Below are 25,792 nucleotides of genomic sequence, written 5' to 3' on the forward strand. Positions count from 1 at the left end.
AGGGTGAGGGCCCCCAAACAACACGTACCCACTTGCGGAGCCGCTCACATGAGCCAACCCACACCGTCGTTCTACAACCTGGCCTGGCGCTGGCATTTTTATGCCGGGCTGTTTGTCGCCCCGTTTATGATTCTGCTGGCCATCACCGGCATTATTTACCTGTTCAAACCTCAGCTCGATCCCTTGATGTACGACCACCTGATCAACGTCCAACCCGCTCATCACGCGTTGAGCGCTGATGAACAGCGCAATCTCGTGCAGGCCATTTATCCACAAGCCCACATCAGTCAATACCTGCCACCGATCAACCCCGAACGCAGCGCCCAGTTCGTGCTGCACAACGGTGGCCGCGAACTGAATGTGTTTATCAACCCCTACAGCGGAACCGTACTCGGCCAGCAGGATGCCAAACTCAACCTGCAAGCCGTGGCCCGTGCGCTGCATGGCGAGTTGATGATCGGCACCCTCGGCGACCGGCTGATTGAGCTCGCTGCCGGCTGGGGCGTGGTGTTAGTGGTGTCCGGGATGTACCTGTGGTGGCCGCGCGGGCAAACCGCTGCCGGGATTTTGTGGCCGCGTTTCAGCCGTCGCGGGCGGATACTGTGGCGTGACCTGCACGCGGTGACAGGTTTTTGGGGCGCCGCCCTGCTGCTGTTCATGTTGCTCAGCGGCATGACCTGGACCGGTTTTTGGGGCAAGCAATACGCCAACCTGTGGAACCAGTTCCCGGCAGCCATGTGGAATAACGTTCCCGCCTCCGACGTTGAAGCCCGCAGCCTCAACACGGCGGCCCGCCAGACTGTCTCGTGGGCCATGGAAAATACGCCGATGCCGGTGTCTGGCGCCCACGCCGAACACATGAACCACGGTGCTCACTCAAGCGGCCCGGCCGCGCCCGGTGTAAGCCTGCAACAGGTGTACGAAACCGCCACCGCACGTAAAGTCGAACCCGGCTACAGCATCACCTTGCCGACCACGGCTGAAGGTGTTTTCACCATCGCTGTATTTGCCGACGACCCGCGCAACGACGCCACGCTGCATATTGATCAATACACCGGCGAAGTGCTGACCGATGTGCGCTGGCAGCACTACGGCAATGTGGCCCGCGCCACTGAAATGAGCGTCATGCTGCACGAAGGCAAGCTGTTCGGCTCGCCCAACCAATTCGCGATTTTTCTGGTGTGCCTGATGATTCTGCTGAGTTCGGTCAGCGGCCTGGTGATGTGGTGGAAACGTCGCCCGCATGGTCGCCTGGGCGTGCCGCCATTGCGCCATGATTTGCCCACATGGAAGACAGGCGTGGTCATCATGTTGGCGCTGGCAATCGTCTTTCCATTGGTAGGCGCCTCACTGATTGCCGTCTGGCTACTGGATCGCCTACTGCTGCTGATTCGAGCAAAACGACCAGATGAAGCCCACTCATAATCAAGATGAGACATCCGAGATGCGCATTGCAGAGCCTTGCCTATACTGGCGCGCCAGTATCAGACACAAAATAGTTGTTACAAAATAACAAACCTATTTAAGCTCTGCCCCCCCCGCCGCCAGGAGGCAGCGGGGACACCTCTTGGAATAAGCGACTCACTGCCCCGATGAACACGTACCTGCTTTCCAGCCTCTGCCTGCTGGCGATGAACAGCGCGCACGCGGATGACACCGCCCCCTCACTGATGTTGCCTGCCGCGACCATTACCGCACCCGAAGTCGATGCCGAACAGATCGACCTCAAGACTGCCACCAGCGCAGGCTCACGCCTGAACCTCAACAGCCTCGAAACCCCGGCCAGCGTTGAAAGCCTGACCGGCGCGCAAATCCGCGCGCGCGGCGACCGCAGCGTGCAGAGCGCCGTGACTCGCACCACCGGCATCAGCAATACCGGCACCCCCGGCAATGGCGGTTCGTCCTACTCGGCCCGTGGTTTTGTCGGCGAAGGGTCGGTCATGCAGCTGTATGACGGGGTGCGCATGTACAGCGGCGCAGGCACCGTGACCTTCCCGGTGGACGATTGGTCGGTCGAACGCATCGACGTGCTGCGTGGCCCGGCTTCGGTGCTGTACGGCGAAGGTGCAACCGGCGCGGTGATCAATGTCATTCCCAAGAAACCTTTCACGGGCGAAATCGAAAATCACATTCGCCTTGGCTACGGCTCTTACGACACTCAACAACAGGCGCTGGACAGCGGCGGTTCACTGACCGACACCCTGAGCTACCGGTTGAATATCAATCACACGCAAAGCAATGGCTGGATCGACCACGGCGACTCTGAAAACACCTTTATCAGCGCCGCCCTGCGCTGGCAGGCCAACGATGATCTGGTGTTTACCCTGAGCCACGACTATGGCGACCAGACGCCACAGAACGACTTCGGTGTGCCGCTGATCAATGGCCATTACCACAAGAGCCTGCGCGACAAGAACTACAACGTGCGGGACGCCAAGCTGCACTACAACGACCAGTGGACACGCCTGAACAGCGAGTGGCAGATCAGCGATAACCTCAGCGCCAGCAACGAGCTGTATTACCTCAAAGCTCAGCGCCGTTGGCAAAACGCCGAAAACCATGCGTGGAATGAAGACCGGCAAACCTTGCTGCGCAGTGGTTATTTCAGCATCAAACACGAGCAGGAACAGGTTGGCGACCGTCAGACGTTTACTCTCAACCATGATCTGTTTGGCCTTGATAGCCGAACGCTGGTGGGGGCTGACTACAATCGCATCCACTTCAATCTGCACAGCAACGCGCCTTACAACGATGTTGACCCCAGTGGTCAGCCGATCGATAGGTACCACCCGGATCGGGGCGAATTTGAAAGTGCATCGCCTTATCGTCAGCAGTTCACCAGCACCACTCAACAAGTCTCGCTGTTTGCGGAAAACCGTACGCAACTGAGTGATCGACTGTCGCTGGTGACCGGCGTGCGCCGCGACATCGTGCACATGGATCGCGATGACTACGCGGCCAATGGCGACACTGCGCGCAGTGACCGCAGCCTGTCGGCGAACAGCTGGAAAGTCGGGCTGGTATACGAATTGACCCCGGACATGTCGATCTATGCCCAGCAAGCCACCAGCGTGGATGGCGTAGGCGGTTTGATCAGCCTCGACCAGACGCAGCAAAACTTCGACCTGGCCCGTGCGCGGCAGACCGAGATTGGCTTCAAGCACATGTTTTGGGATCAACGCGGGGAATGGACGCTGGCGGCGTATCACATCGTTAAAAAGGATCTGCTGACCACCGATCCCAACAACTCGAACCTGCAAGTGCAAGTGGGCGAGCAGTCCTCCAACGGACTTGAGGCCAGCCTTGATCTGCAACTGCCAGACCGCTGGCAGTTGCAGGCCAATGCCTCGGTGGTGCGCGCGCAATACGACACCTTTGATGACGAAGGTGTTTCGCGCAACGGCAACCGGCCGACGGATGTTCCGCGCCGTACCGCCAACCTGTGGTTGAGCAAAGCCATCACCGATGACGTCAAGGCCGGAGCCGGAGTGCGTTATGTGGACTCGCGCTATGCCGACATTGCCAACACGGTCGAGTTACCGAGCTACACCGTGGTGGATGCGACGGTGAGCTGGAAAGCTCTACCTAAAACCACGTTGGGGCTGCGTCTTAATAATTTGTTCAACCGCCAGTACGCGGTAAGCCAATACAATGGCGGCCAGCAATGGATCATGGGCGAGCCGCGTTCGTTTTTTGTGACCGCGGATTACAGTTTCTAACCGCCTACCCTCACCCCAACCCTCTCCCAGAGGGAGAGGGCGCTAATCCGCTTTTGCCTTTAGTCCCCTCTCCCTCCGGGAGAGGGTTAGGGGGAGGGGCTTTTGCTTTTAACCATCAATGATCGGACCTTTATGACCCGCCTCACCCTCACACAACTCGCCTGGACGCCCTTGGGCCACGGCCATTGCCATCACCAGTTCCACCTGCGTGATGCCAATCTGCACGTAGCCGCAGGCGAGTTCGTAGGGCTAATCGGGCCAAACGGCAGTGGCAAAACCAGCCTGCTGCGTTGCGCCTACCGTTTCAGCAAACCTGAGTCCGGCGAAGTCCACCTCGACCACCAAAACCTCTGGCAACAATCACCGCGCTGGTGTGCACAGCGCATTGCCGTGGTGCTTCAGGAATTCCCCGACGCCTTTGGCCTGACCGTAGAAGAAGTGGTCGCCATGGGCCGCACCCCGCACAAAGGTCTGTTCGACGGTGACACCGATCCCGACCGCCAACTGGCCAGTAATGCCCTTCGGGACGTTGGCCTGCACGGCTTTGAAGAGCATGCCTTTGCCACGCTCTCAGGCGGTGAAAAACAGCGCGTCATTCTTGCCCGCGCTTTGACCCAGCAACCTGATGTGTTGATCCTCGATGAGCCGACCAATCACCTCGACCCGCGTTATCAGCTGGAACTGCTGCAATTAATTAAACGCCTGAAGATCGGCACCCTGGCCAGCATCCACGACCTTAACCTCGCGGCCGCATTCTGCGACCGTTTGTACGTGATCAATCACGGCAAAATGATTGCCAGCGGCACCCCGCGTGAAGTACTGACCGTCGAACTATTGCGCGATGTCTTCGGCGTTGACGCATTAGTCGACGACCATCCACTCTCTGGCTACCCACGGATTACCTGGATAACTCAACCATGACGCTGATCCGCATCGCACTCTGCCTGGGCGTCTTGCTGGGCGCTCAACTGGCTCACGCGCAAACCACGCATTACCCGCTCACGGTCAAAAGCTGCAACCGCGAGGTCACCTTCACCCAGGCACCCAAGCATGCAGTCAGCCATGACATCAACATGACCCAGATGATGCTCGCCCTGGGCCTCAAGCCACACATGGCCGGTTACAGCGGCATCAGTGGCTGGAAGTCGGTAACGCCTGAGATGAAGGCCATTCTCAACGGTCTGCCGGAGCTGGCCAGCAAATACCCGTCAGTTGAAACCCTGCTCAACGCCAACGTCGATTTCTTCTTCGCCGGGTGGGACTACGGCATGCGCGTGGGCGGCGACCTCACGCCGCAGACCCTGACGCCGCTGGGCATCAACGTATATGAGCTGACCGAGTCGTGTGCGTTCGTGATGAAGCGCCCACCGGCTAGCATGGAAGACACGTACAACGATCTGCGCAACCTGGGCAAGATCTTCGACGTGCAAGACCGCGCCAGCACGTTGATCGCCCAGATGCAGCAGGAAATCGCCACTGTGCAACAGACGTTACCCGCCGCAAAACCTCGGGTATTTTTGTATGACAGCGGCGAAGACCGCGCCATGACCTCGGGCAAACTGGGCATCCCCCACGCGCTGATTGAAGCCGCAGGGGGCAATGATATCCTTAGCGATATTGACGCCAGCTGGACGCGTATCAATTGGGAAACGGTGGTTGAACGCAACCCGCAAGTCATCGTCATCGTTGATTACAGCGAAGTCACTGCCGATCAAAAAAAGCGCTTTCTTGAAACCAATCCTGCCTTGCAATCAATCGACGCCATCCGCAACAAACGCTTTATCGTCATCCCGTATGTGCAAGCCACGCCGGGCATCGATAACGTGCAGGCAATAGAAACACTGGCCAAAGGTTTCCACCCGCAATGATGAATCGCCACTTCCCCTTGCTGCTGACGGGGCTCGGCATCGTATTGCTGGTGTCGTGCGTTGTTTCGCTGGGCTTTGGCCCGGCCCGGATTCCGGTGGACGTGGTGTGGCACATTTTGCTGAACAAATTGTTCGGCATCGGCGAAGCGAACTGGAGCGCGGGGCAGGAACATATTGTGTGGCTGATCCGCGTGCCGCGCATGTTGCTCGGTGCCTTGGTCGGTGCAGGGCTGGCGTTGATTGGCGCAGTGCTGCAAGCCGTGACCCGCAATCCGTTGGCTGACCCGCATCTGCTGGGTGTTACCAGCGGCGCCACGTTGGGCGCGGTGATTGTGGTGCTGTATGTGGGCGAAATTGTCGGCTTGCTGACCTTGCCGATTGCCGCCTTTATCGGTGCGTTATTAAGCATGGTGCTGGTACTGACCATCGCCAACCGCCAAGGCCGACTGGACAGCGACCGGCTGTTGTTATGTGGCGTAGCAGTGTCTTTCGTGATGATGGCCGTGGCCAATACGCTGCTGTTTCTGGGCGATCATCGCGCCAGTTCCGCCGTACTGTTCTGGATGCTCGGCGGGCTGGGGCTGGCACGCTGGGAATTGCTGGCCATCCCCAGCGCCAGCGTGCTGTTGGGGCTGATGTTACTGCTGGGTATGGCCCGCCCGTTGAACGCCCTGATGGCGGGCGAACAGACCGCCGTCACCCTCGGGCTGAACGCGCGCAATGTACGGTTGAAAGTGTTTTTGATCGCCTCACTGATGACCGGCGTGCTGGTGGCCATCAGTGGTTCAATTGGTTTCGTCGGGCTAATGATCCCGCATATCGCTCGCCGCCTTGTGGGCGCTGAACACCGGCGTTTGTTGCCCGTGTCCGCCCTGCTCGGCAGTGTGTTTCTGGTGTGGGTTGATGTCGCCGCCCGCACCTTGATCGCCCCCGAAGACTTGCCCATCGGCGTGGCAACCGCGGCGATTGGCGGGTTGTTTTTTATTGGTTTGATGCGCAAACGTTAAAGCTCGTCTTTATTCTTTCCCGTCGAAGACCGTGCCCACGGCAGCACGAGGCTGACCTTGGCAGACTCAGTGGTCTTCCAGTTTGCAGTCACCCATCCCACTCGCGACCAGTTTTCGCTGGGGCTTACGACGATCAACTCCCCCGCCTTGAGTAATTTGGCGACATACTGGTTTTCAGTTTCAAGACCTTTATCGACCCACTCCTGATTCAAGTATTGGTTTTCCCAATAGTCATACCCCAGAACCAACTGACAAAGGTCGTCTTCGGCTTGTCCGCCGTGGCGCACGTATTTCAACAATGACCCATCATTGCCTGCCGCATAGGCAACGTTGACGGCAAACTCCAGGCGAGGAAGACTTTTGGTCATAAAGCAAATGTCCACCGGCCAAAACACATGATCGACCCAGTTGATCTGGCCGGGTCTGACCACACTGGGCCTCACAGGTTGATGGGCATAATAAACAGCAACTGGACCATAACCCGACGGCAAGGCGGGTAACGGCCGAGACCGGCCAGAACTACGTTCAAACAGCGCGTTGAGGAAAATAGTGTCCTGAGCATTCGCCGGAGCGCCGTTAGTTTCAGGCTCCTGCGGCACGTATAGCATCTGCGCGGATGAATACAATATAGCGCCCACAACATGATGCGCATGGGGGCGGCGCAATAGGCGGTTGCTGTAAAGCGCCGCATCATCGATATGACTGAACACTGGCCCCAGCGCCGGCACAGTCGCACCGGGGCGATTGCTCATGGCGACATCCATGGCAAAGGGCCGCCAGCCAGAAGTCACAAGCCCCAGCGTCGCCCATATGGGGTTGGACAACAGCACTTCCAAATATCCGCTGCTGGCTACCTTGCGCACGTAATCCGGGGTGCGCAGTTTATTGCTGTTCAACAAGGTAAGCATCGACTCATTTGGTCCAAACCCACTGTCCAGATCAAGCACCGCGTTCAAGTTAACGGCCTTGTAACTGAGCAATGCGCCGTTGCGGGTTGATAGATACATCGTCGGATAATCCAGCCGCCCGACGGTCAGATCACGCACCGAACTTGAAAGCACCGCAAGGTTGACCAAATCGGCCGGAGCAATAAAATCCGCAAACACGTCATCGGACACCCGCTCAACCGGATTTTGCGGCGTAGCCATATATACCGAATCACAGGTAAAACCGGCAGGCAGACTGTACGCCTGAGAACCAAAAGGACGAGGGAAAACATCGCTTAGAAATGCTTTCCTGGTACGTAGAGGCTCTGTGGCGATGAACTGCTCTGCGCTTTGGCTTTTGAGGATGACCCCAAACTGTGTGTGTCCACGGCTGCCCATCCGCCCATGGACATAGCGCACCGCATCTTTCGCCTGGCTAAACACCGGGCTCAAGGCCGGTTGCAGGGTGAGCCTGTCCCTTGCGACCGGAGCTTTGGCCGGCACCCATTCGGTCGTTACCTTGCCACGCTCCCCCCATAAGCGGCTGGCTACCACTACGTGCAATTCGCCTGCCCGCGCCACCTGTGCGATGAATTGACTCGGCTTAAGCGAATTGTTGCGCAGCTTTATCTGACTGGAATTGTTGCACACCTGCTCAGGGTGAGCGGCGGGCGGCGCGAGACGCTCCAAGAATCGGGTTTCAAGGTCAGAGCCACTGGGTATGTACTTGAGCAGTGCACCGTCCTGCGCCGAAAAGTACCGCACCTTGCCTCGGCGATCCAAAATAGCGCTGCGCAGCTCATGGGGTGCAAACAGTGTGCGGCTCAATTGCTCCTCATCGGCCTTGCGCCAGAGCTGTTGAGGCCTGATACGACGCGTGTGGTAAACCCCTGCCACTACACAGCCATAAGGGATAAACGATGACTGCTCGGGTGGAAACACCACGGCCGGATCAAAGGTTTCAGTGCGCATGGCTATGGGCTCGGTAACCACGAACAGATTGTCTTGCCGCTTGAGGACCAACCCTCCGTAGGTGAAGTCCACGCGCCGGGCAATCTGCTCATGGGCATAACGCACGGCATCGTCCATCGCAGTAAAAACAGGGCTCAAGGTGCGCCTCATAAAACCGTCAAAGGGCTGCCAGCCAGACCCGATCTGACCTTCTTTCCCCCAGACTTCACTGCCATGCACCACGCTCAGTTCACCGGTGTGGGCCAAGGCGTGGACCAAGGACTCGATCCTTTCAATTCCCATCAACACATTACGCAGCAAGGCGATACCGTCACCCTCACGTGCGGGTAACTTGGCAAACAGGGATTTCTCAACCGGCGAGGACTTGGACACGTACTTCAACAGCGCTCCGTCCCGGGCCAGAATATACAGTGGCAACGCCGTAATACTGCCTGCTGTAGCCAGTTCCCTGGCTTTCAGAATGCCGTTGTCCAGCGCATCGATGTGCAGAAAGTTTTTGTACACCGACGGCTGATCGGTCGGGATCAATGAAGGGTTCCGATATTCTGCATCAGCGGCGTATAACGCAAAAATGGCAAACCCCGACGGTAGTTCAGCTTGGCCGTTACTGTCTAAAGGGAAAGCTCGTGCCACGTTAAAATCCATCTCCCCGGTTACCGGCTGCGAAACGATAAATACCTGACGCGTGGTGCTTTTTAAAATAAAACCATAATGCTGTTCGGTAACGGCCTCAGAACGCAATCTGGCGTACTCGAGCGCCAGTGGTTCGCTGTCCAGCAGTGGCCCACAAGCAGGGCGCTGAACAGTCATGTGCTCGACGACATCTGCCCTGCGGTAGGTTGTAAAGAATTCCGGGGCTAGCTTGCCAACAGTCCCTTTCCAGATGTCAGCCGACTGAACAATATTGACCTGCAGCGTGGCCACAACCTGTTTGAGGAACTGAATCATCTCTGCAAGCAGTTCGTGGTCTTCCTGGGCATGCGCGAGGAAATCATAAAGCTGGCTTTCTCCCGCTGTCGCGCGGGTTTCAACCTTGAGTAAAGAGCCATTGAACCCTGACAAATAATGGACCGAAGTGAAGCTGGCCATGGTCAACACGGCCTGGATATCTTCGGGCAGGAAAAAGTTGGCCAGGAAAAGCACTTCGTCATTGGTTACCCCCATAAAAGACTTTTGCTCAGTTGCCAAATGATGTTGGCGGGAGTTGTAGAAGCCCTGACAGGTATATCCCTGCGGTTGAATGAGCTGACCGCTTGCATTGCTTGAAATGAATTGAGTGACTTTGAACTTTTTACCGACCACTTTTTCAGGTCGTGAAGCGAAATAGCGGCCTTCGGCATTTTTCAGAATCACCCCGGCGTACTCGCAATCACGGTGATCGCCTATGAGCTCATGGGCAAATCGGGCCGCGTCATCGGCGCTGACAAAAGGGGGACTCAACGTCGGCAGGCGACCAATGATATTGGCGGGAAATGATAATTTCGGAATTTCATAAGCAGGTTCCATAAACAGGCGATTCCTTGATTGGGTCTGATCTGCATGTGCACGATTGACTGCAATCTTTGGCCTTACTACCAACCTTCAGGTGTTAATTAATTAACCACTGTGCGACCAGCACCAAAGCAGCGCACGCCGGCGCACCGAATCCCACGTAAGCGCCAAATGAGTGCGCAGGAATGCCCACTCTTCGCGCAAACACACGCGCCAGAGCCTTTTTTGAATCCCGGCACAGCCTTTGCAAAAGTCACTGCATCGTCCGTATCTGCAACTGATAACAATCACGTCCTGGAGACCGCACCATGAAGCGTCGTAGCTTGCTCAAGGCTTTCACACTCTCTGCCTCCATCGCCGCCATGGGCCTGACCTGGACGGTGCAAGCCGCCGAAACCATCAAGGTCGGGATTCTGCACTCGTTGTCCGGGACGATGGCGATTTCCGAAACGTCGCTTAAAGACATGGCGCTGATGACCATTGACGAGATCAATGCCAAAGGCGGGATCAACGGCAAAATGCTCGAAGCGGTGGTCGTCGACCCGGCATCCAACTGGCCGCTGTTTGCAGAAAAGGGCCGCCAGTTGCTGACGCAGGACAAGGTCGCCGTGGTGTTCGGTTGCTGGACTTCGGTGTCGCGTAAATCAGTATTGCCAGTGTTCGAAGAACTCAACGGTTTGTTGTTCTACCCCGTGCAATACGAAGGCGAAGAAATGTCGCCTAACGTGTTCTACACCGGCGCCGCGCCGAACCAGCAAGCGATCCCGGCGGTTGAGTATTTGATGAGCGAAGACGGCGGCAGCGCCAAGCGTTTTGTGTTGTTGGGCACCGACTACGTATACCCGCGCACTACCAATAAAATCCTGCGTGCGTTCCTGCATTCCAAAGGCGTGGCCGACAAGGACATCGAAGAGGTCTACACGCCGTTTGGTCACAGCGATTACCAGACCATCGTCTCCAACATCAAAAAATTCTCGGCCGGTGGCAAAACGGCGGTGATCTCCACCGTCAACGGCGACTCCAACGTGCCGTTCTATAAAGAGCTGGCGAATCAGGGGTTGAAGGCCACTGACGTGCCGGTAATTGCCTTCTCGGTGGGCGAAGAAGAACTGCGCGGCATCGACACAAAGCCGTTGGTGGGCAACCTCGCGGCGTGGAACTACTTCCAGTCGGTGGAAAACCCGGTCAACAAGAAGTTCGTGGATGACTGGAAAGCTTATGCCAAGGCCCACAACCTGCCGGGTGCCGACAAAGCCGTGACCAACGACCCGATGGAAGCCACCTACGTGGGCATTCATATGTGGGCGCAGGCAGCAGAAAAAGCTAAATCGACTGATGTGGACAAAGTACGCGAAGCCATGGCCGGGCAGACGTTTGCGGCACCTTCGGGCTACACCCTGACCATGGACAAGACCAACCATCACCTGCACAAGCCTGTGATGATTGGCGAGATTCAGGATGACGGTCAGTTCAACGTGGTGTGGCAGACCCAGGAGCCGATCCGCGCTCAGCCGTGGAGCCCGTACATTCCGGGCAACGACAAAAAGCCGGATCACGCGGTGAAGAGTAACTAAGGCTGTTAAGAGCCCCTCACCCTAGCCCTCTCCCGGAGGGAGAGGGGACTGATCGATGGCGTTGCGCAGATTTGCTTTTTAGTCCCCTCTCCCTCTGGGAGAGGGTTAGGGTGAGGGCCAGCGCCCTGAAGATCGACCACCTGCCAAACAGGGAATAAGCCATGCCCACTGCCCTTTACCGCCTGATCCTCGGCTGCCTGCTGTTGCTGCCCTTGGTCGCCAACGCCGATGACGCCAGCGACTTCGCAGCGGCGAATAATTCCGCACAAGCTCAGCTTCTCGAAAGTTGGGCTGCACACCCCACGCCCACCCGTGTGGAGTTGATCAATAGCCTGCAGCAAGGCCAGATTATCGTTGACGGTCAAACCAAAACAGTGCGCCTGAACAACCGTTTACGCGGCTTGATCGACACCGCGCTGGCCAGCCATCAACTGCTGGCGGCCGACCCTAAACTGCGCCTGAGCGCAGCGCAGCAATTGCAGAAATCCGCCAAACCGGCGCAACTCAACTTTCTCGACCAGCAACTGGCTGCTGAACACGACAGCGATGTGCACAGCGCATTAAGCCTGGCGCTGGCCAACCTGCAACTGGTCGACCCCGACCCGGCAGTCCGCCTCGCCGCTGTCCGCCTGTTAGGTGAAACCGGCGAACCGCTGGCCCGCACCCGCCTCGAAAACCTGCTGCAACCCGGCGTCGAAACCGATGCCACGGTACACACCGCCGCAGAAACCAGCCTGGCGCAAGTCAAACGCAAACTGCTGATCGGTGACTTGCTGGGGCAAGCCTTCAGCGGTTTGTCACTCGGCTCAATTCTGCTGCTCGCGGCACTCGGACTGGCCATCACCTTCGGCCTGCTCGGCGTGATCAACATGGCCCACGGTGAAATGCTCATGCTGGGCGCCTACTCCACCTATTGCGTGCAGTTGTTGTTCCAGCGCTTCGCCCCCGGCGCCATCGAGTTTTATCCGCTGCTGGCGCTGCCGGTAGCGTTCTTCGTCACCGCCGCTGTTGGCATGTTGCTGGAGCGCACAATCATTCGCCATCTCTACGGTCGCCCACTGGAAACCCTGCTGGCGACCTGGGGCATCAGCCTGATTTTGATCCAGTTGGTGCGTGTGCTGTTCGGCGCGCAAAACGTCGAAGTGGCCAACCCGGTCTGGCTGTCGGGCGGGCTGCAAGTGCTGCCCAATCTGGTACTGCCGTATAACCGCTTGGTGATCATTGTGTTCGCGCTGGCCGTAGTCGCACTCACCTGGCTGCTGCTGAACAAGACCCGTCTGGGCCTCAACGTTCGCGCGGTCACGCAAAATCGCAATATGGCCGCCTGCTGCGGTGTGCCCACCGGGCGTGTGGACATGCTCGCTTTTGGCCTGGGTTCAGGGATTGCCGGGCTTGGCGGCGTGGCCTTGAGTCAAGTCGGCAACGTCGGACCGGAGCTGGGCCAGGGCTACATCATCGACTCCTTCCTCGTGGTCGTGCTGGGCGGCGTCGGTCAACTGGCCGGCACGGTCTACGCCGCTTTCGGGCTGGGCATTGCCAACAAGATTCTTGAACCGCAGATCGGCGCCGTGCTCGGCAAAATCCTGATCCTGGGGCTGATCATTCTGTTTATCCAGAAGCGTCCGCAAGGTCTCTTCGCGTTGAAAGGACGGGTGATCGACTGATGAATCAGCCTCTTATGCTCACTGCCACGCAAAAAGCCGGGCCCACACTCACCGCGCTGGTCGGCGGGCTTGTATTGCTGGTACTGCTGGCCATGCCGCTGCTCTCGCTGCTGCCCGCCGACAGCCCGTTTCAGATCTCGGCCTACACCTTGACGCTGGTGGGCAAAATCCTCTGTTACGCCATTGTCGCGCTGGCGCTGGATCTGGTCTGGGGCTACGCCGGGCTGTTGTCGCTGGGCCACGGCCTGTTCTTCGCGCTGGGCGGCTATGCCATGGGCATGTACCTCATGCGCCAAGCCTCGGGCGATGAACTGCCGGCCTTTATGACCTTCCTGTCGTGGACTGAATTGCCGTGGTACTGGGTCGGAACCGAGCACTTCTGGTGGGCGATGTGTCTGGTGGTGCTGGCGCCGGGCATGCTCGCACTGGTGTTCGGCTTTTTCGCCTTTCGCTCGCGGATCAAAGGCGTGTACTTCTCGATCATGACCCAGGCGCTGACCTTCGCCGGGATGTTGTTGTTCTTCCGCAACGAAACCGGTTTTGGCGGCAACAACGGTTTCACCAACTTTCGCAGCATTCTGGGTTTTGGCATCACTGAACCCGGCACCCGCGCCGTACTGTTTTTTGCCACCGTATTGTTGTTGGTCGCTAGCCTGTTTGTGGGCTGGCGGCTGGCACGCAGCAAGTTCGGTCGCGTGCTGACTGCGCTGCGCGATGCTGAAAACCGCCTGATGTTTTGCGGCTATGACCCACGCGGTTTCAAACTGTTTGTGTGGGTGTTGAGCGCGGTGCTGTGCGGTCTGGCCGGGGCGCTGTATGTGCCACAAGTGGGCATCATCAACCCCGGTGAAATGTCTCCGACCAACTCCATCGAAGCCGCCGTATGGGTGGCCTTGGGCGGGCGCGGTACTTTGATTGGGCCTTTGCTCGGTGCGGGCGTGGTCAACGGCATGAAAAGCTGGTTCACCGTAGCCTTCCCGGAATACTGGCTGTTCTTTCTCGGCGCGCTGTTTATCGTCGTGACCTTATACCTGCCCAAAGGCGTGATTGGCCTGCTGAAAAAGAGAGGCGACCAATGAGAACTCCTGCAACGGCGGACTTTATGCTCGAACCTGTGCTGGACGCAGGCAGCAGCCGCGAGGCCATCGGCCTGGGGCAAGCTGCCGGGCCGGGTCTCAACACCCGCCACGGGACCATCCTGACGCTGGAGGGCATCAGCGTCAGCTTCGATGGTTTCAAAGCGCTGAACAACCTCAACCTGTACATCGCCGTGGGCGAGTTGCGCTGCATCATCGGCCCCAATGGCGCGGGCAAGACCACGATGATGGACGTGATCACCGGCAAAACCCGACCCAGCGAAGGTCAGGCGTGGTTTGGTGAAACCCTCGACTTGCGCCAGATGAGCGAAGTGCAGATTGCTCAGGCCGGGATTGGACGCAAGTTTCAGAAACCCACCGTCTTTGAAGCCTTGAGCGTGTTTGAAAACCTTGAGCTGGCGCAAAAGACCGACAAATCGGTGTGGGCCAGCTTGCGCGCCAAATTGACCGGCGAGCAAACCGACCGCATTGGCGAAGTGCTCGACACCATCCGCCTGACCCACTCAGCGCATCGACCGGCGGGGCTGTTGTCCCACGGGCAAAAACAGTTTCTGGAAATCGGCATGTTGCTGGTCCAGGACCCGCAATTGTTGTTGCTCGATGAACCGGTCGCGGGCATGACCGATGCCGAAACCGAATTCACTGCCGAACTGTTCAAAAGCCTGGCGGGCAAGCATTCGCTGATGGTGGTAGAGCACGACATGGGCTTCGTCGGCTCGATTGCCGACCACGTCACCGTGCTGCACCAAGGCAGCGTTTTGGCCGAAGGTTCGCTGGAGCAGGTGCAGGCGGATGAGCGGGTCATTGAGGTTTATCTGGGTCGTTGAAGGAATCCAACCATGCTTAACGTCGAAAAGCTGCATCAATTCTACGGCGGCAGCCATATCCTTCGCGGCCTTACGTTCGAGGTCAAGGTGGGCGAAGTCACGTGCCTGTTAGGCCGCAATGGCGTTGGTAAAACCACGTTGCTCAAATGCCTGATGGGCTTGTTGCTGGTCAAGGAAGGCGAGGTCAAGTGGGAAGGCAACACCATCACGGCGCTCAAGCCCCATCAGCGGGTTCACGCCGGAATTGCATACGTACCGCAGGGCCGGGAGATTTTCGGGCGCCTGACGGTCGAGGAAAATCTGCTGATGGGCCTTTCACGCTTTCCCGGTTCTGAGGCCAGGGAAGTGCCGGCGTTTATCTACGAACTGTTTCCGGTGCTGCTGCAAATGAAGCATCGGCGTGGAGGCGATTTGTCGGGCGGCCAGCAACAACAACTGGCGATTGGGCGAGCGCTGGCCAGTCGTCCGCGCCTGCTGATTCTCGATGAGCCCACCGAAGGAATTCAGCCTTCGGTGATCAAGGAAATCGGCGCTGTGATCAAAATGCTCGCCGCACGCGGCGACATGGCGATTTTACTGGTCGAGCAGTTCTACGACTTTGCCGAGGAACTGGCCGACCAGTATCTGGTGATGTCGCGGGGCGAAATCGTGCAGCAAGGCCGTGGCGAAAATATGCAAACGGAGGGTGTGCGCGGGCTGGTGACGATTTAATCTGTCACTTTTCTCGGCGATATTTCCTACTTATGAATATGCCTGCTCCTTCAGCTTTATTTACACCCAGTTGGCACGCCGAGCTGGAGCTGGGCTATGGCCGTTTTGGTGACAGCACGCGGCCGACTCTGCGTCGTCACGAGGGCCCGCTGCGGGTGCAGAAGCACTTGTATGCCGAAGGTCCCGAGGTGTGCCAGCACATCATCGTCCACCCGCCGGGCGGCATTGCTGGCGGTGACCGGCTGGACATCCGCGCCAGTGTCGGCCCCGATGCCTGGGCGCAACTCACCAGTCCCGGCGCGGCCAAGTGGTATCGCGCTGCGGGCCCGGCGTATCAAACCGTTGAATTAAGCGTGGCCGCAGGCGCGACGTTGGAATGGCTGCCTCAAGAAACCATCGTGTTCAGCGAGGCCCAGGCCGAACTCAGCACCCGCATCGACTTGGCAGGTGATGCCAAGTTGTTTTACTGGGACATGGTGGCGTTGGGGCGACTGGCCAGTGGCGAGCGTTTTGAGCGCGGGCACTTCCAGTCTGGATTGGATATTCGCCGCGACGGCCAGTTGCTCTGGCATGAACGCCAGCGCATTGTGGGTGGCGACGGACTGCTGGACTCGCCCATCGGATTGGACGGCAATCCAGTGTTTGCCACCTTGCTGGTGACGGGGGAAATCAGCGCTGAGTTACTGGAGCGTTGCCGCAGCTTGGCAAACCCGGTGCGCGGTGATTTGACTCAATTGCCGGGTTTGCTGGTAGCACGCTGCCTGGCCGGCGAAGCGCTTCAGGCGCGGGGCTGGTTGATTGATTTATGGCGCTTGCTGCGTCCGGCGCTGCTGGGGCGCGAGGCATTGGCGCCCAGAATCTGGAGTACCTGAAGAGCCCCTCACCCCAACCCTCTCCCTCCGGGAGAGGGCGCTTGATCTGCTTTTGCTTTTAGTCCCCTCTCCCTCCGGGAGAGGGCTAGGGTGAGGGGCTTTTAATGTTGAGCAACCCACACACTTTTTAACTGCCGAACACGGATTCCACCATGGACCTGACCCCACGCGAAAAAGACAAGATGCTGATCTTCACCGCTGGCCTGTTGGCTGAGCGAAGGTTAGCGCGAGGTGTGATCCTCAATTACCCGGAAACCATCGCCTACATTTCTGCCGCCTTGCTGGAAGGCGCTCGCGATGGCCGCACAGTCGCTGACCTGATGCATTACGGCACCACCCTGCTGACCCGCGAGCAAGTGATGGAAGGCATCCCGGAGATGATTCCCGACATTCAAGTCGAAGCCACGTTCCCGGACGGCACCAAGCTGGTCACAGTTCATCAACCCATCGCTTGAGGCAGGCGCATGACTTACGTAATTCGCGATGCTGTCGCGGCCGATCTGCCCGCGATTCTCGACATTTACAACGACGCAGTGCTTAACACCCTGGCCATCTGGAACGAGCAGACCGTCGATCTGGCCAACCGTCAGCAGTGGTTCGATGCGCGCCAGGCTCAGGGTTATCCGATTCTGGTAATCGCCGACGCCACAGGCACCGCACAGGGCTACGCCTCATTTGGTGACTGGCGCCCTTTCGAAGGGTTTCGCCATACCGTTGAACATTCGGTGTACGTGCACCCCGAGCAACGCGGCAAACGGCTCGGGCCGCAACTGCTGGCGGCCCTGATCGAGCGTGCCAAAGCTTGCAATAAGCATGTCATGGTCGCGGCTATCGAAGGCGGCAATGCCGCGTCGATTCACGTACACAAGCAGATGGGCTTCGTCACCAGCGGGCGCATGCCGCAGGTCGGTATTAAATTCGGCCGCTGGCTCGACCTAACCTTTATGCAACTCATGCTCAACCCCGGCGCACTGCCTCCACAGGAGCGTGGCCAATGAACACCGAACACGTGATTCAAGTCACGACTGCCACCTTTGCCCAGTACCGTGAGGACTTGATCGTGTTGCTGCTCGATGCCGTAAAGCATGGTGCTTCGGTCGGCTTCATGAACGACCTGGATCGGCCACAGGCCAATCGCTACTTCGACGAAGTTCATGCACAACTGGATCAAGGCAGCCTGCTGTTGTGGGTGCTCATTGAGGAGCAGCGAGTGCTGGCCAGCGTGCAATTGGCGCTGTGCCAAAAGACCAATGGCCTGAACCGGGCTGAAGTGCAAAAGCTGTTGGTGCTCAACGAAGTCCGCCGCCGAGGTTTGGGCCAAGTGCTGATCCACGCTTTGGAGCAAGGGGCACGCGCGCAAAAACGCGGCCTGCTGCACCTCGACACTGAAGCTGGCTCACCCGCCGAAAATTTCTACAGCGCGCTGGGTTACACCCGCGTCGGCGAACTGCCAAATTACTGCCAAAGCCCCAACGGCCATTACAGCCCCACGGCCATCTACTACAAAACCTTGAGTGAGCCACAATGATTCCAGGTGAATACAAGGTTGAAGCGGGTGAGATCGAACTTAACGTCGGCCGCCGCACCCACCGCCTCAGCGTGTCCAACCGGGGCGACCGACCAATTCAAGTCGGCTCGCACTACCACTTTTTCGAAACCAACGACGCCCTGATGTTTGACCGCGGCGACAGCCGTGGCATGCGCCTGAACATCCCGGCCGGAACCGCCGTGCGTTTCGAGCCGGGGCAAACCCGCGAAGTTGAACTGGTGGAACTGGCCGGGCTGCGCCGGGTGTACGGCTTTGCCGGGCGGATCATGGGTGATCTGGATTAACCCAAACCTGTACCCCGTAGCAGCTGCCGAAGGCTGCGTCCGGCCGAAGGCCGTGAAACCAACCAACGCTGTATTTCTGACACAACGCACTTGCCGCATTGACGGTCGCTTCGCAACCGGACGTCGCCTTCGGCAACTGCTACACAGGATATTTTCATGAAGATCTCCCGCCAGGCTTACGCCGATATGTTCGGTCCCACGGTAGGTGACAAAGTTCGTTTGGCCGACACCGAGCTGTGGATCGAGGTTGAACACGACTTCACCACCTATGGTGAAGAAGTGAAGTTTGGCGGCGGCAAGGTGATCCGTGACGGCATGGGCCAAAGCCAGTTGCTCGCCGCCGAGGTCGTGGACACGCTGATTACCAATGCGCTGATCATCGATCACTGGGGCATCGTCAAAGCCGATGTGGGCCTCAAAAATGGCCGTATCCACGCCATTGGCAAAGCCGGAAACCCGGATATTCAGCCCAATGTGACCATCGCCATCGGCGCCAGCACCGAAGTCATCGCCGGTGAAGGCATGATCCTCACCGCAGGCGGCATTGATACCCACATCCACTTCATTTGCCCGCAGCAGATCGAAGAGGCGCTGAACAGCGGCGTAACCACCATGATAGGCGGTGGCACCGGCCCGGCCACGGGCACCAACGCCACCACCTGTACCTCCGGCCCGTGGCACATGGCGCGCATGCTGCAGGCCGCCGATTCGTTCCCGATGAACATGGGCTTCACCGGCAAGGGCAACGCCAGCCTGCCACAACCGCTGATCGAGCAGGTGGAAGCCGGCGCCATTGGCCTCAAGCTCCATGAAGACTGGGGCACCACGCCCGCTTCTATCGACAATTGCCTGAACGTGGCCGACCTGTACGACGTGCAGGTGGCGATTCACAGCGACACGCTCAACGAATCCGGCTTTGTCGAAACCACCCTCGCCGCCTTCAAGGGCCGCACCATTCACACCTATCACACCGAAGGCGCGGGCGGCGGACATGCCCCGGACATTATCAAGGCCTGCGGTTTGACCAACGTGCTGCCCAGTTCGACCAACCCGACCCGGCCGTTCACCCGCAACACCATCGACGAACACCTCGACATGCTGATGGTCTGCCATCACCTGGACCCGAGCATTGCCGAAGACGTGGCCTTCGCTGAAAGCCGCATCCGCCGCGAAACCATTGCCGCCGAAGACATCCTGCACGACCTGGGGGCGTTCTCGATGATCAGCTCCGACAGCCAGGCGATGGGCCGCGTGGGTGAAGTGATCACCCGCACTTGGCAAACCGCCGACAAGATGAAGAAACAACGTGGGCCGCTGCCCGAAGACGCTCCCGGCAACGACAACTTCCGCGCCAAGCGCTATATCGCCAAGTACACCATCAACCCGGCGATAACCCACGGTGTGAGCCACGAAGTGGGCTCGATTGAAGTGGGCAAGTGGGCCGATCTGGTGCTGTGGCGCCCGGCGTTCTTCGGCGTCAAACCGACGTTGATTATCAAGGGCGGTGCGATTGCATCGAGCTTGATGGGCGATGCCAACGCCTCGATCCCAACCCCCCAGCCGGTTCACTATCGACCGATGTTTGCCAGTTATGGCGGCTCGCGTCATGCCACCTGCCTGACATTTATCAGCCAAGCGGCGTTTGATGCCGGAGTGCCTGAAACTCTTGAGCTTAAAAAGCAAATCGCGGTGGTCAAAGGCTGTCGCGACGTGCAAAAAACCGACCTGATCCACAACGGTTATTTGCCCAGTATTGAAGTCGACCCGCAGACCTATCAGGTCAAGGCCGATGGCGTGTTGCTGTGGTGTGAGCCGGCCGATGTACTGCCCATGGCCCAGCGTTATTTTTTATTTTGAAACACGCCTTGAGCGATCAGATGCTTAGTTGAAGCCAAAATCAGAGTCTGAATCGCTCAACAGGGAATCCAGGGGAGACGTGGAGAACTGGGCTGTCAAGGTACGCATAAGCTCACGCTCCTCGGCGTCAAGTGCGCGCATGTCAGCGTCATAGACTGTGTTGGACATCAAACTCCCGGGGGCCACCTCATCAGCAGATTTACCCAGCAACCGAGCGGCTGTTTCGATAGTTGTGCGTAATTGCGCCCCCTGTTGCTTAGATAACCCAGGCGCTTCGACCCAATCTCGTAATGCAACTTGCAAATCGGTCAAGGCGATCATTTTTTCCCTTAACGGTTTGAACCGTTCTGCATATGCACCCCGCAAATATTCGGTCCAGATGGGCTGATCCAGAAGTTGATCAAACAGGCCACCTCCTTGCTCCAGCTCCTGAACGCGTTTATAGGCACGCTCAATCATTGCCGGGGTCACATCAGACTCCGGGAACATCATGTCGGGTGACTGCCATGGCAAATGCAGCCTTTGCGCCAGTTCAGTGGTGTAGGCCAGGTAGATTTCAACCTCATCGATATCGCGGACCTGCCTGCCACTGCTGTCAAAGTGCAGGACTCGCTTTGCGTTCGCATCGTACTCAGGGTGCAGACGCCCTTCGGCTTCAAGTACACGCACTCGTGCCCGGGCAATGGCGCCCAACTCATCCAGGCGCACCTTGCCTCTAGCCAGTTCATATATTTCTGCACCGACGAATATCCTCGAACCCCGGTAGATCTCGTGCACCCTGACTTCAACCCCCATTGCATTGAACAACTGCGCACCCGCATCCACACAAAGAAAAGGCGCTGCCGCCATCTCAAACAACGTGTCGCGAAGTACGGGGCTATCGGAGATCGCCTGCAACATGCGCCAGACCTTGTCGCTCATGTCCAGCATGAACGCCTGAGTACGAAGGTCCAAGTGGCGAGCCTGGTCGCGGATGATATTGAAAAAAGGTTCAGAACCGGCATAGGCTTCAACAGAGCTCCACAGCGCCTGGTTATGAACCACTTGCTGGGGTGACAAACCACTCATCCAAGGGTGGCTATCGAGCACAAACTTCGAAGCAATAGGTCGCAGCGGCTCCAAACCCACCGACTCGATATACAGGTTGTAGCGCTCGGCCACCTCCGTGGAGACCTCACTCAGGGTCAAAGAGGTGCGTGCAACGGTTGCTGCCTTATCCGAACCCGGCCCCACATCGGGAATATGCCGAAGCGGATTTTCATCCAGAAGCAGCTTGAACTCACGTGCTCGTGGGTACGCGAAAAGCCCCGTCGGCCAACGATCAAGCTTGCATTGAGTCAGCGTCAATTTCGACAGGTATGGCATGCGGCTGATATCCGGAGGCAATCCCAGCGGGCAGCCCTCAAAGTTCAACATTCGCATGCGGGTCAAGGCTCGTAACTGAGCTACCGACTCCGGGGTCAGCACGATAGCGTTGCCTTTGAGATTGAGCACCTCTAAAAATGGCATTTCCGTGATGGCGGGGAGCAGATGAGTCAAAGATTCGTCCGTAATGTGCAGTTCTCGCAGGTGCTTAAAACTGGCAAGAAATGTGTCAATCCCGTCGGTGATTCCGAGCCCTGACAAATTCAGTTTGCTGACGTGGCTCAGGTCCGCACCCAGCGCCGGTAAACTCTGCAAAACCGGGCCCACGCCGTCCAGTGGAAAACTCAACTGTTGGCCCAGTTTTTGTCCCGTGCGGTCAAAGTGAGGCTGGCCAGATCGACGCCATGCATTTTCCAGGCGCTCACGCACTTGGCGCCTGATCCCTAGAATGCGCCGCTCTTGCGATGTTGTTGTAGCGCTCACAGGTCTGCCATCGATGGGTAGATAGTTCCAGTTACCCAGGGCTGTGGTGAACGCATCAAATTCATCCTCCAACGTTCGAAGGCGGAGTTCCGTGGGGGCATCTTTGTTTTTAAAAAAAGCATTTATTTCGTCTGGCGTATAGGTTGGAAAGAGCCGTCCCAGCCGAACTTTCATCGCCACCCACTGAGCGTCGTCCTCAGCAAACACCCCTCTACCGCTGAGCACATAACCCAACTTGCCATCAACCAAACGCTGGGGCGGCAGAAAAAAGGGGCGGCTGTCGGTTTTCAACTTCAGCAGTTTTTGCAGTTGGTCGCGCGATAAAGCTCTGCGCTGCAAGCCCTGCTTTAACTGCATCCCTTGCCCAACATGAGGCACTCCAAGCGCTTTTCGATAATCATCAGGCAAGGCGTGTTGCAAGCTGCTGTAAAGGTCATCAATGCCGTGCAGTTGATTACCCTCGTCGTCAAAAGCCTGGTATTTATCGTCGGAGGTTCTCACCAGTACTTTTCGATCGATATCATCCAGCTCGCCAATGCTGGCTCTCAACTGGCCTGAGAAGTATCTCTCGCGCACTTCAAGGCGCAGATTTTTTTTCCATCCGCGTAGCATTTTGAGCGTATTCAGGACCAGGACTTCGGTATCTATCGTTACCAATCCATCTTCATATAACCCCAGGTATGCGGACGAAAGCCGCGTATTGCGCTGCAACGTGCGGGCCGACTCCATCAAACGTAGTGGTACTTTCCCCGTGGCAAGCTGTTTGATTTCGTCTGGCCCCGCCTGAGCGACCAGTCGCCGAGCCATTGCTCTGGGTAATTTTGGAAACATCTGTTTAATCAACTCAACGGGCCGATGCGCAGGGTCTGCTATGGCGACAGGCTCTTCCCGCAAGCTGTTAAACAGACGCTGGATATTTTTTTCTATATGCGCACCTAACCGATCTTTAAGCATATCCATGCGATCTGCCCGATCAAAGGGCATACGATTGCCCAGCAGCGCTTCAAGTTGTGGCACGCTCAAGCCGTCCACCACACAACCTTGCAGCTCGCCTGCCATCAATTCAGCTCGACTGATTCTAATTACATCCGCCTGCGTCGCCCGAGCGTTACCGTAACTGATGCTGTTCGCGTTGCGTGCTCGTGAATCAACTACTTCGACTGCTTTGGACGCTGGCCAGCCGGGCATATCGACCGTGAGCGCGGCCACATAACCGCACAACTCTTCGGAAATACGACCGGCTCGTACTTCAGTGACAACACGCTTGGTCTTGATGTACGCCTGCAGTTGGCGCAAGTTTTCCAACAGTAAAATCGGCATCGGCTCGCCTTCAGCATACATTCGCCGCAGGTCACCCTCTTGCACGTCACACACCTTGAGCATGAGTTCTATGTCTCTGTCGCGCAGACCTTTCACCAATGGCCCTAAACGACGTTTTAGCATCCTGCGTCCCCAGGTAAGTGGCTGCTCTGCTTCATCCACCCATATCCCATAGCCACTGCTCTTGAACTCGGGTCTATAGGCCGCTGGGTCTAGGCCGTGAATGGCGTGGTATTGCTCGGAAATTGGGTCAGGCTCCAGCACATAGGTTTTATTCTGGTGCGACAACACTTTTTGCCCTTCGATCAGGTGAAGCCCCAGCTCATTCACCTTGGTGTCTGGAGGAATATCGATCAGGCGCTCATAGGGACGCAGGTCAACGTTCCACAACCGCTGAGTGCCGTTGGGCAGGGTAATTCTTTTGAGCCCATCGATAATGGGTGAAGCCGCGAGAACGACGCCAGCACCTACCGCCACTGTCGCCATATTCTCCAGCACGTCGCTGATGTGGGCCCAAGCCGCCTCCTTGTCGCCATCAGACCATTCATGAATACCTTCAATGGTTTCGTAAAGCATTTGCCCAGCCATCACCATCAGCATGACTTCGCCCAAGGGCGGTATGACCATTGCGACCAGATTGACTGCAAACAAGCCGATGTTCAGGTAGTGCGATGCGCGTAATGACTGATTATTGGCATCGGCCATCGCGGTGGGCAGCGCCATGACTTGCGCATTGGCAAAGGCCTGGGTGCGCAGCTCATTGTGCAATGTGCTCCACAAATCCATTTCTGCCCAATAGGCTTCATCACCCAGGGTAATAGCATTGACATGGATAGACAGATGATCCGCCTGAACACGACGTTTATGGGTTACAAGGTTGGGTGGCACGACCAGTGTCAACGAAACTTGCGGCGCCAAGGCGCGAAACCAGAACTGGGTGCTTTCGGAGCGAAACCATCTCTGCCCCTTAGGCTGATCAGGTGCATCATTAACGTGCTCGGTTAAGCGCTTGTAGTAATAAGGTTGATCCGTTTGCTTAATAAACCGGCTTAAAAATTTCTGATAGGCCGTAAGACCGCTCTGCCTCAATGTTGTACTGCGAGCCGTTAGCTTGCCCACCAGTTCGTCACGAAAAGCTCCAAACGTGGCATACCGCTTAAGGGGATGCTCGGGATCGCCCGGAATCCAGACAATGAACTCCCCGGCATATCGGTATTTCACGCCAAGGGCGAAAACCACACAGCCGTGCAGCAAAATACCCATCACACATGGGGTCCAGAACCAAAGTTGCTGCTGGCCCACTCTGATGTTGCGCTCACCTTTGATCACGCGCTGCATCAGCACATGGCTGCTGGGTTCAATATCCCCTTTGAGCAAAGCAATTTCCGCATCCAGATTGAGCATGGCTTTTTGTTGAGTGGCATAGCGGTGTTCCAGTACTCCTTGGGACACCGGATTCTGGGGATTCAAGTACATTTGTAGGTGTTTCTGGTATTGAGCGCCGATATCAAGGTCGCGGCACAGCTGGGTGAAAGTCTCGATTTTCAGAGAGGTGCCATAGGGTTGATAGCGCCCCAGTTCATCAGGCTTTGTAATAAAACCTGACCCTTCAGCAAAGTAATTGGCTTGCGCTTCGGGCTGTTCAAAGTTATGCAGCGCCGCTTGCAACAAAGACAACGTACGCACGCTGTACGCCCCGGACCTGACACCAAAGGCATCTACCGTTGGCGTGTAGAGTTGCAGATGCACTTCATTCACGGGCAGTGTGAAACCCGCAGTGTTGAGGGCGGCCTCTAGCAGCGGTTGAGCGAAAGCCTGCGCTGTCTGCAAGTCTCGCAGGTGGTTATCCAGGCGATTTTGCGAAGTGAATCGAGCCTCCAGTAACAATTTGAGCTGGGCTTTTTCCCAGCTGGTCGCAGTGGCATACCAGCCCGGAATATGGAGGGTAGTGTTCTTGAGTTCGGTCTTGCGGACAACGCTGGTATCGACCAACCATTGGGGAAATGACTGCTTAAGGAAGGCATCATGGCGCCCTGACCGTACGGGTTGAATTCTCAGGGAAGACGCTGAAGTGTTGGAATCAAACATGGTTGACCCTCGATAATTGTCTGAGCCATCAGCTTATCGAGGGGCAACCGGTCGCAAGGGTTATCTATGTAGTGGAGTTCGCTTAAGCAGATGCGGCGTTTTATACGCCTCATTGCTT

Annotated in this window: 18 protein-coding genes; 16 read left to right on the forward strand and 2 right to left on the reverse strand. The window is 57.4% G+C overall.

All coding sequences use genetic code 11. The features are described from left to right. Window positions 1-48 precede the first annotated feature (48 nt). The 5 genes from GHN86_RS11465 to GHN86_RS11485 all read left to right on the forward strand — a co-directional run bounded on the left by GHN86_RS11465 (window position 49) and on the right by GHN86_RS11485 (window position 6,594). Window positions 49-1,425, forward strand: a complete 1,377-nt coding sequence (locus GHN86_RS11465; protein WP_153380743.1) for a PepSY-associated TM helix domain-containing protein — start codon at window positions 49-51, stop codon at window positions 1,423-1,425. A 167-nt stretch (window positions 1,426-1,592) separates the two neighbouring features. Beyond that, window positions 1,593-3,719: a TonB-dependent receptor gene (locus GHN86_RS11470; RefSeq protein WP_153380741.1), complete on the forward strand. Its 2,127-nt coding sequence runs from the start codon at window positions 1,593-1,595 to the stop codon at window positions 3,717-3,719. Between the two features lie 132 nt (window positions 3,720-3,851). Then, window positions 3,852-4,640 (forward strand): ABC transporter ATP-binding protein, encoded by a 789-nt coding sequence (locus tag GHN86_RS11475; RefSeq protein WP_153386621.1) that lies wholly within the window; start codon window positions 3,852-3,854, stop codon window positions 4,638-4,640. Next, window positions 4,637-5,587, forward strand: coding sequence for an ABC transporter substrate-binding protein (locus tag GHN86_RS11480; protein ID WP_153380738.1), 951 nt, complete (start codon window positions 4,637-4,639; stop codon window positions 5,585-5,587). The genes GHN86_RS11475 and GHN86_RS11480 overlap by 4 nt, the downstream gene beginning before the upstream one ends. After that, window positions 5,584-6,594: a FecCD family ABC transporter permease gene (locus GHN86_RS11485; RefSeq protein WP_153380736.1), complete on the forward strand. Its 1,011-nt coding sequence runs from the start codon at window positions 5,584-5,586 to the stop codon at window positions 6,592-6,594. Before GHN86_RS11480 ends, GHN86_RS11485 begins: the two co-directional genes overlap by 4 nt. Here GHN86_RS11485 and GHN86_RS11490 read toward each other — a convergent pair. Then, complete coding sequence (locus GHN86_RS11490; RefSeq protein ID WP_153386623.1) at window positions 6,591-9,998, reverse strand: DUF4329 domain-containing protein; 3,408 nt, start codon at window positions 9,996-9,998, stop codon at window positions 6,591-6,593. The two genes, GHN86_RS11485 and GHN86_RS11490, sit on opposite strands and share 4 nt — an antisense overlap. Before the next feature lie 293 nt (window positions 9,999-10,291). Between GHN86_RS11490 and urtA the strand changes: the two genes are divergently transcribed. The 11 genes from urtA (at window position 10,292) to ureC (ending at window position 20,418) form a co-directional block, all read left to right on the forward strand. After that, window positions 10,292-11,557: an urea ABC transporter substrate-binding protein gene (gene urtA, locus GHN86_RS11495; protein ID WP_153380732.1), complete on the forward strand. Its 1,266-nt coding sequence runs from the start codon at window positions 10,292-10,294 to the stop codon at window positions 11,555-11,557. A gap of 161 nt (window positions 11,558-11,718) precedes the next feature. Then, on the forward strand, window positions 11,719-13,221 hold the full coding sequence (gene urtB / locus GHN86_RS11500; protein ID WP_153380730.1) for an urea ABC transporter permease subunit UrtB: 1,503 nt from the start codon (window positions 11,719-11,721) through the stop codon (window positions 13,219-13,221). Then, on the forward strand, window positions 13,221-14,300 hold the full coding sequence (gene urtC / locus GHN86_RS11505; protein WP_153380728.1) for an urea ABC transporter permease subunit UrtC: 1,080 nt from the start codon (window positions 13,221-13,223) through the stop codon (window positions 14,298-14,300). The genes urtB and urtC overlap by 1 nt, the downstream gene beginning before the upstream one ends. Then, a complete protein-coding gene (urtD, locus tag GHN86_RS11510; RefSeq protein WP_153380727.1) occupies window positions 14,297-15,145 on the forward strand; it encodes an urea ABC transporter ATP-binding protein UrtD in 849 nt (282 codons plus the stop codon). The genes urtC and urtD overlap by 4 nt, the downstream gene beginning before the upstream one ends. A gap of 12 nt (window positions 15,146-15,157) precedes the next feature. Next, on the forward strand, window positions 15,158-15,856 hold the full coding sequence (gene urtE, locus GHN86_RS11515; protein WP_153380725.1) for an urea ABC transporter ATP-binding subunit UrtE: 699 nt from the start codon (window positions 15,158-15,160) through the stop codon (window positions 15,854-15,856). 32 nt (window positions 15,857-15,888) lie between these two features. After that, window positions 15,889-16,728, forward strand: a complete 840-nt coding sequence (locus GHN86_RS11520) for an urease accessory protein UreD (RefSeq protein ID WP_153380723.1) — start codon at window positions 15,889-15,891, stop codon at window positions 16,726-16,728. A 152-nt stretch (window positions 16,729-16,880) separates the two neighbouring features. After that, window positions 16,881-17,183 carry an urease subunit gamma gene (gene ureA / locus GHN86_RS11525; protein WP_048360284.1) on the forward strand — a complete coding sequence of 101 codons (303 nt, stop codon included), beginning with the start codon at window positions 16,881-16,883 and terminating at the stop codon, window positions 17,181-17,183. A gap of 9 nt (window positions 17,184-17,192) precedes the next feature. Next, window positions 17,193-17,726, forward strand: coding sequence for a GNAT family N-acetyltransferase (locus GHN86_RS11530; protein WP_153380722.1), 534 nt, complete (start codon window positions 17,193-17,195; stop codon window positions 17,724-17,726). Then, complete coding sequence (locus GHN86_RS11535) at window positions 17,723-18,256, forward strand: GNAT family N-acetyltransferase (RefSeq protein WP_153380720.1); 534 nt, start codon at window positions 17,723-17,725, stop codon at window positions 18,254-18,256. The genes GHN86_RS11530 and GHN86_RS11535 overlap by 4 nt, the downstream gene beginning before the upstream one ends. Next, window positions 18,253-18,561 carry an urease subunit beta gene (locus GHN86_RS11540; protein WP_153380718.1) on the forward strand — a complete coding sequence of 103 codons (309 nt, stop codon included), beginning with the start codon at window positions 18,253-18,255 and terminating at the stop codon, window positions 18,559-18,561. The genes GHN86_RS11535 and GHN86_RS11540 overlap by 4 nt, the downstream gene beginning before the upstream one ends. A 156-nt stretch (window positions 18,562-18,717) precedes the next feature. Next, window positions 18,718-20,418 (forward strand): urease subunit alpha, encoded by a 1,701-nt coding sequence (ureC, locus tag GHN86_RS11545; protein WP_153380716.1) that lies wholly within the window; start codon window positions 18,718-18,720, stop codon window positions 20,416-20,418. Between the two features lie 24 nt (window positions 20,419-20,442). Here the strand turns inward: ureC and GHN86_RS11550 are convergent, their stop codons facing one another. Further along, window positions 20,443-25,674 carry an NEL-type E3 ubiquitin ligase domain-containing protein gene (locus GHN86_RS11550; RefSeq protein ID WP_153386625.1) on the reverse strand — a complete coding sequence of 1,744 codons (5,232 nt, stop codon included), beginning with the start codon at window positions 25,672-25,674 and terminating at the stop codon, window positions 20,443-20,445. Between the last annotated feature and the right edge of the window lie 118 nt (window positions 25,675-25,792).

Source organism: Pseudomonas helleri, assembly GCF_009600315.1.
Classification (GTDB): domain Bacteria; phylum Pseudomonadota; class Gammaproteobacteria; order Pseudomonadales; family Pseudomonadaceae; genus Aquipseudomonas; species Aquipseudomonas helleri_A.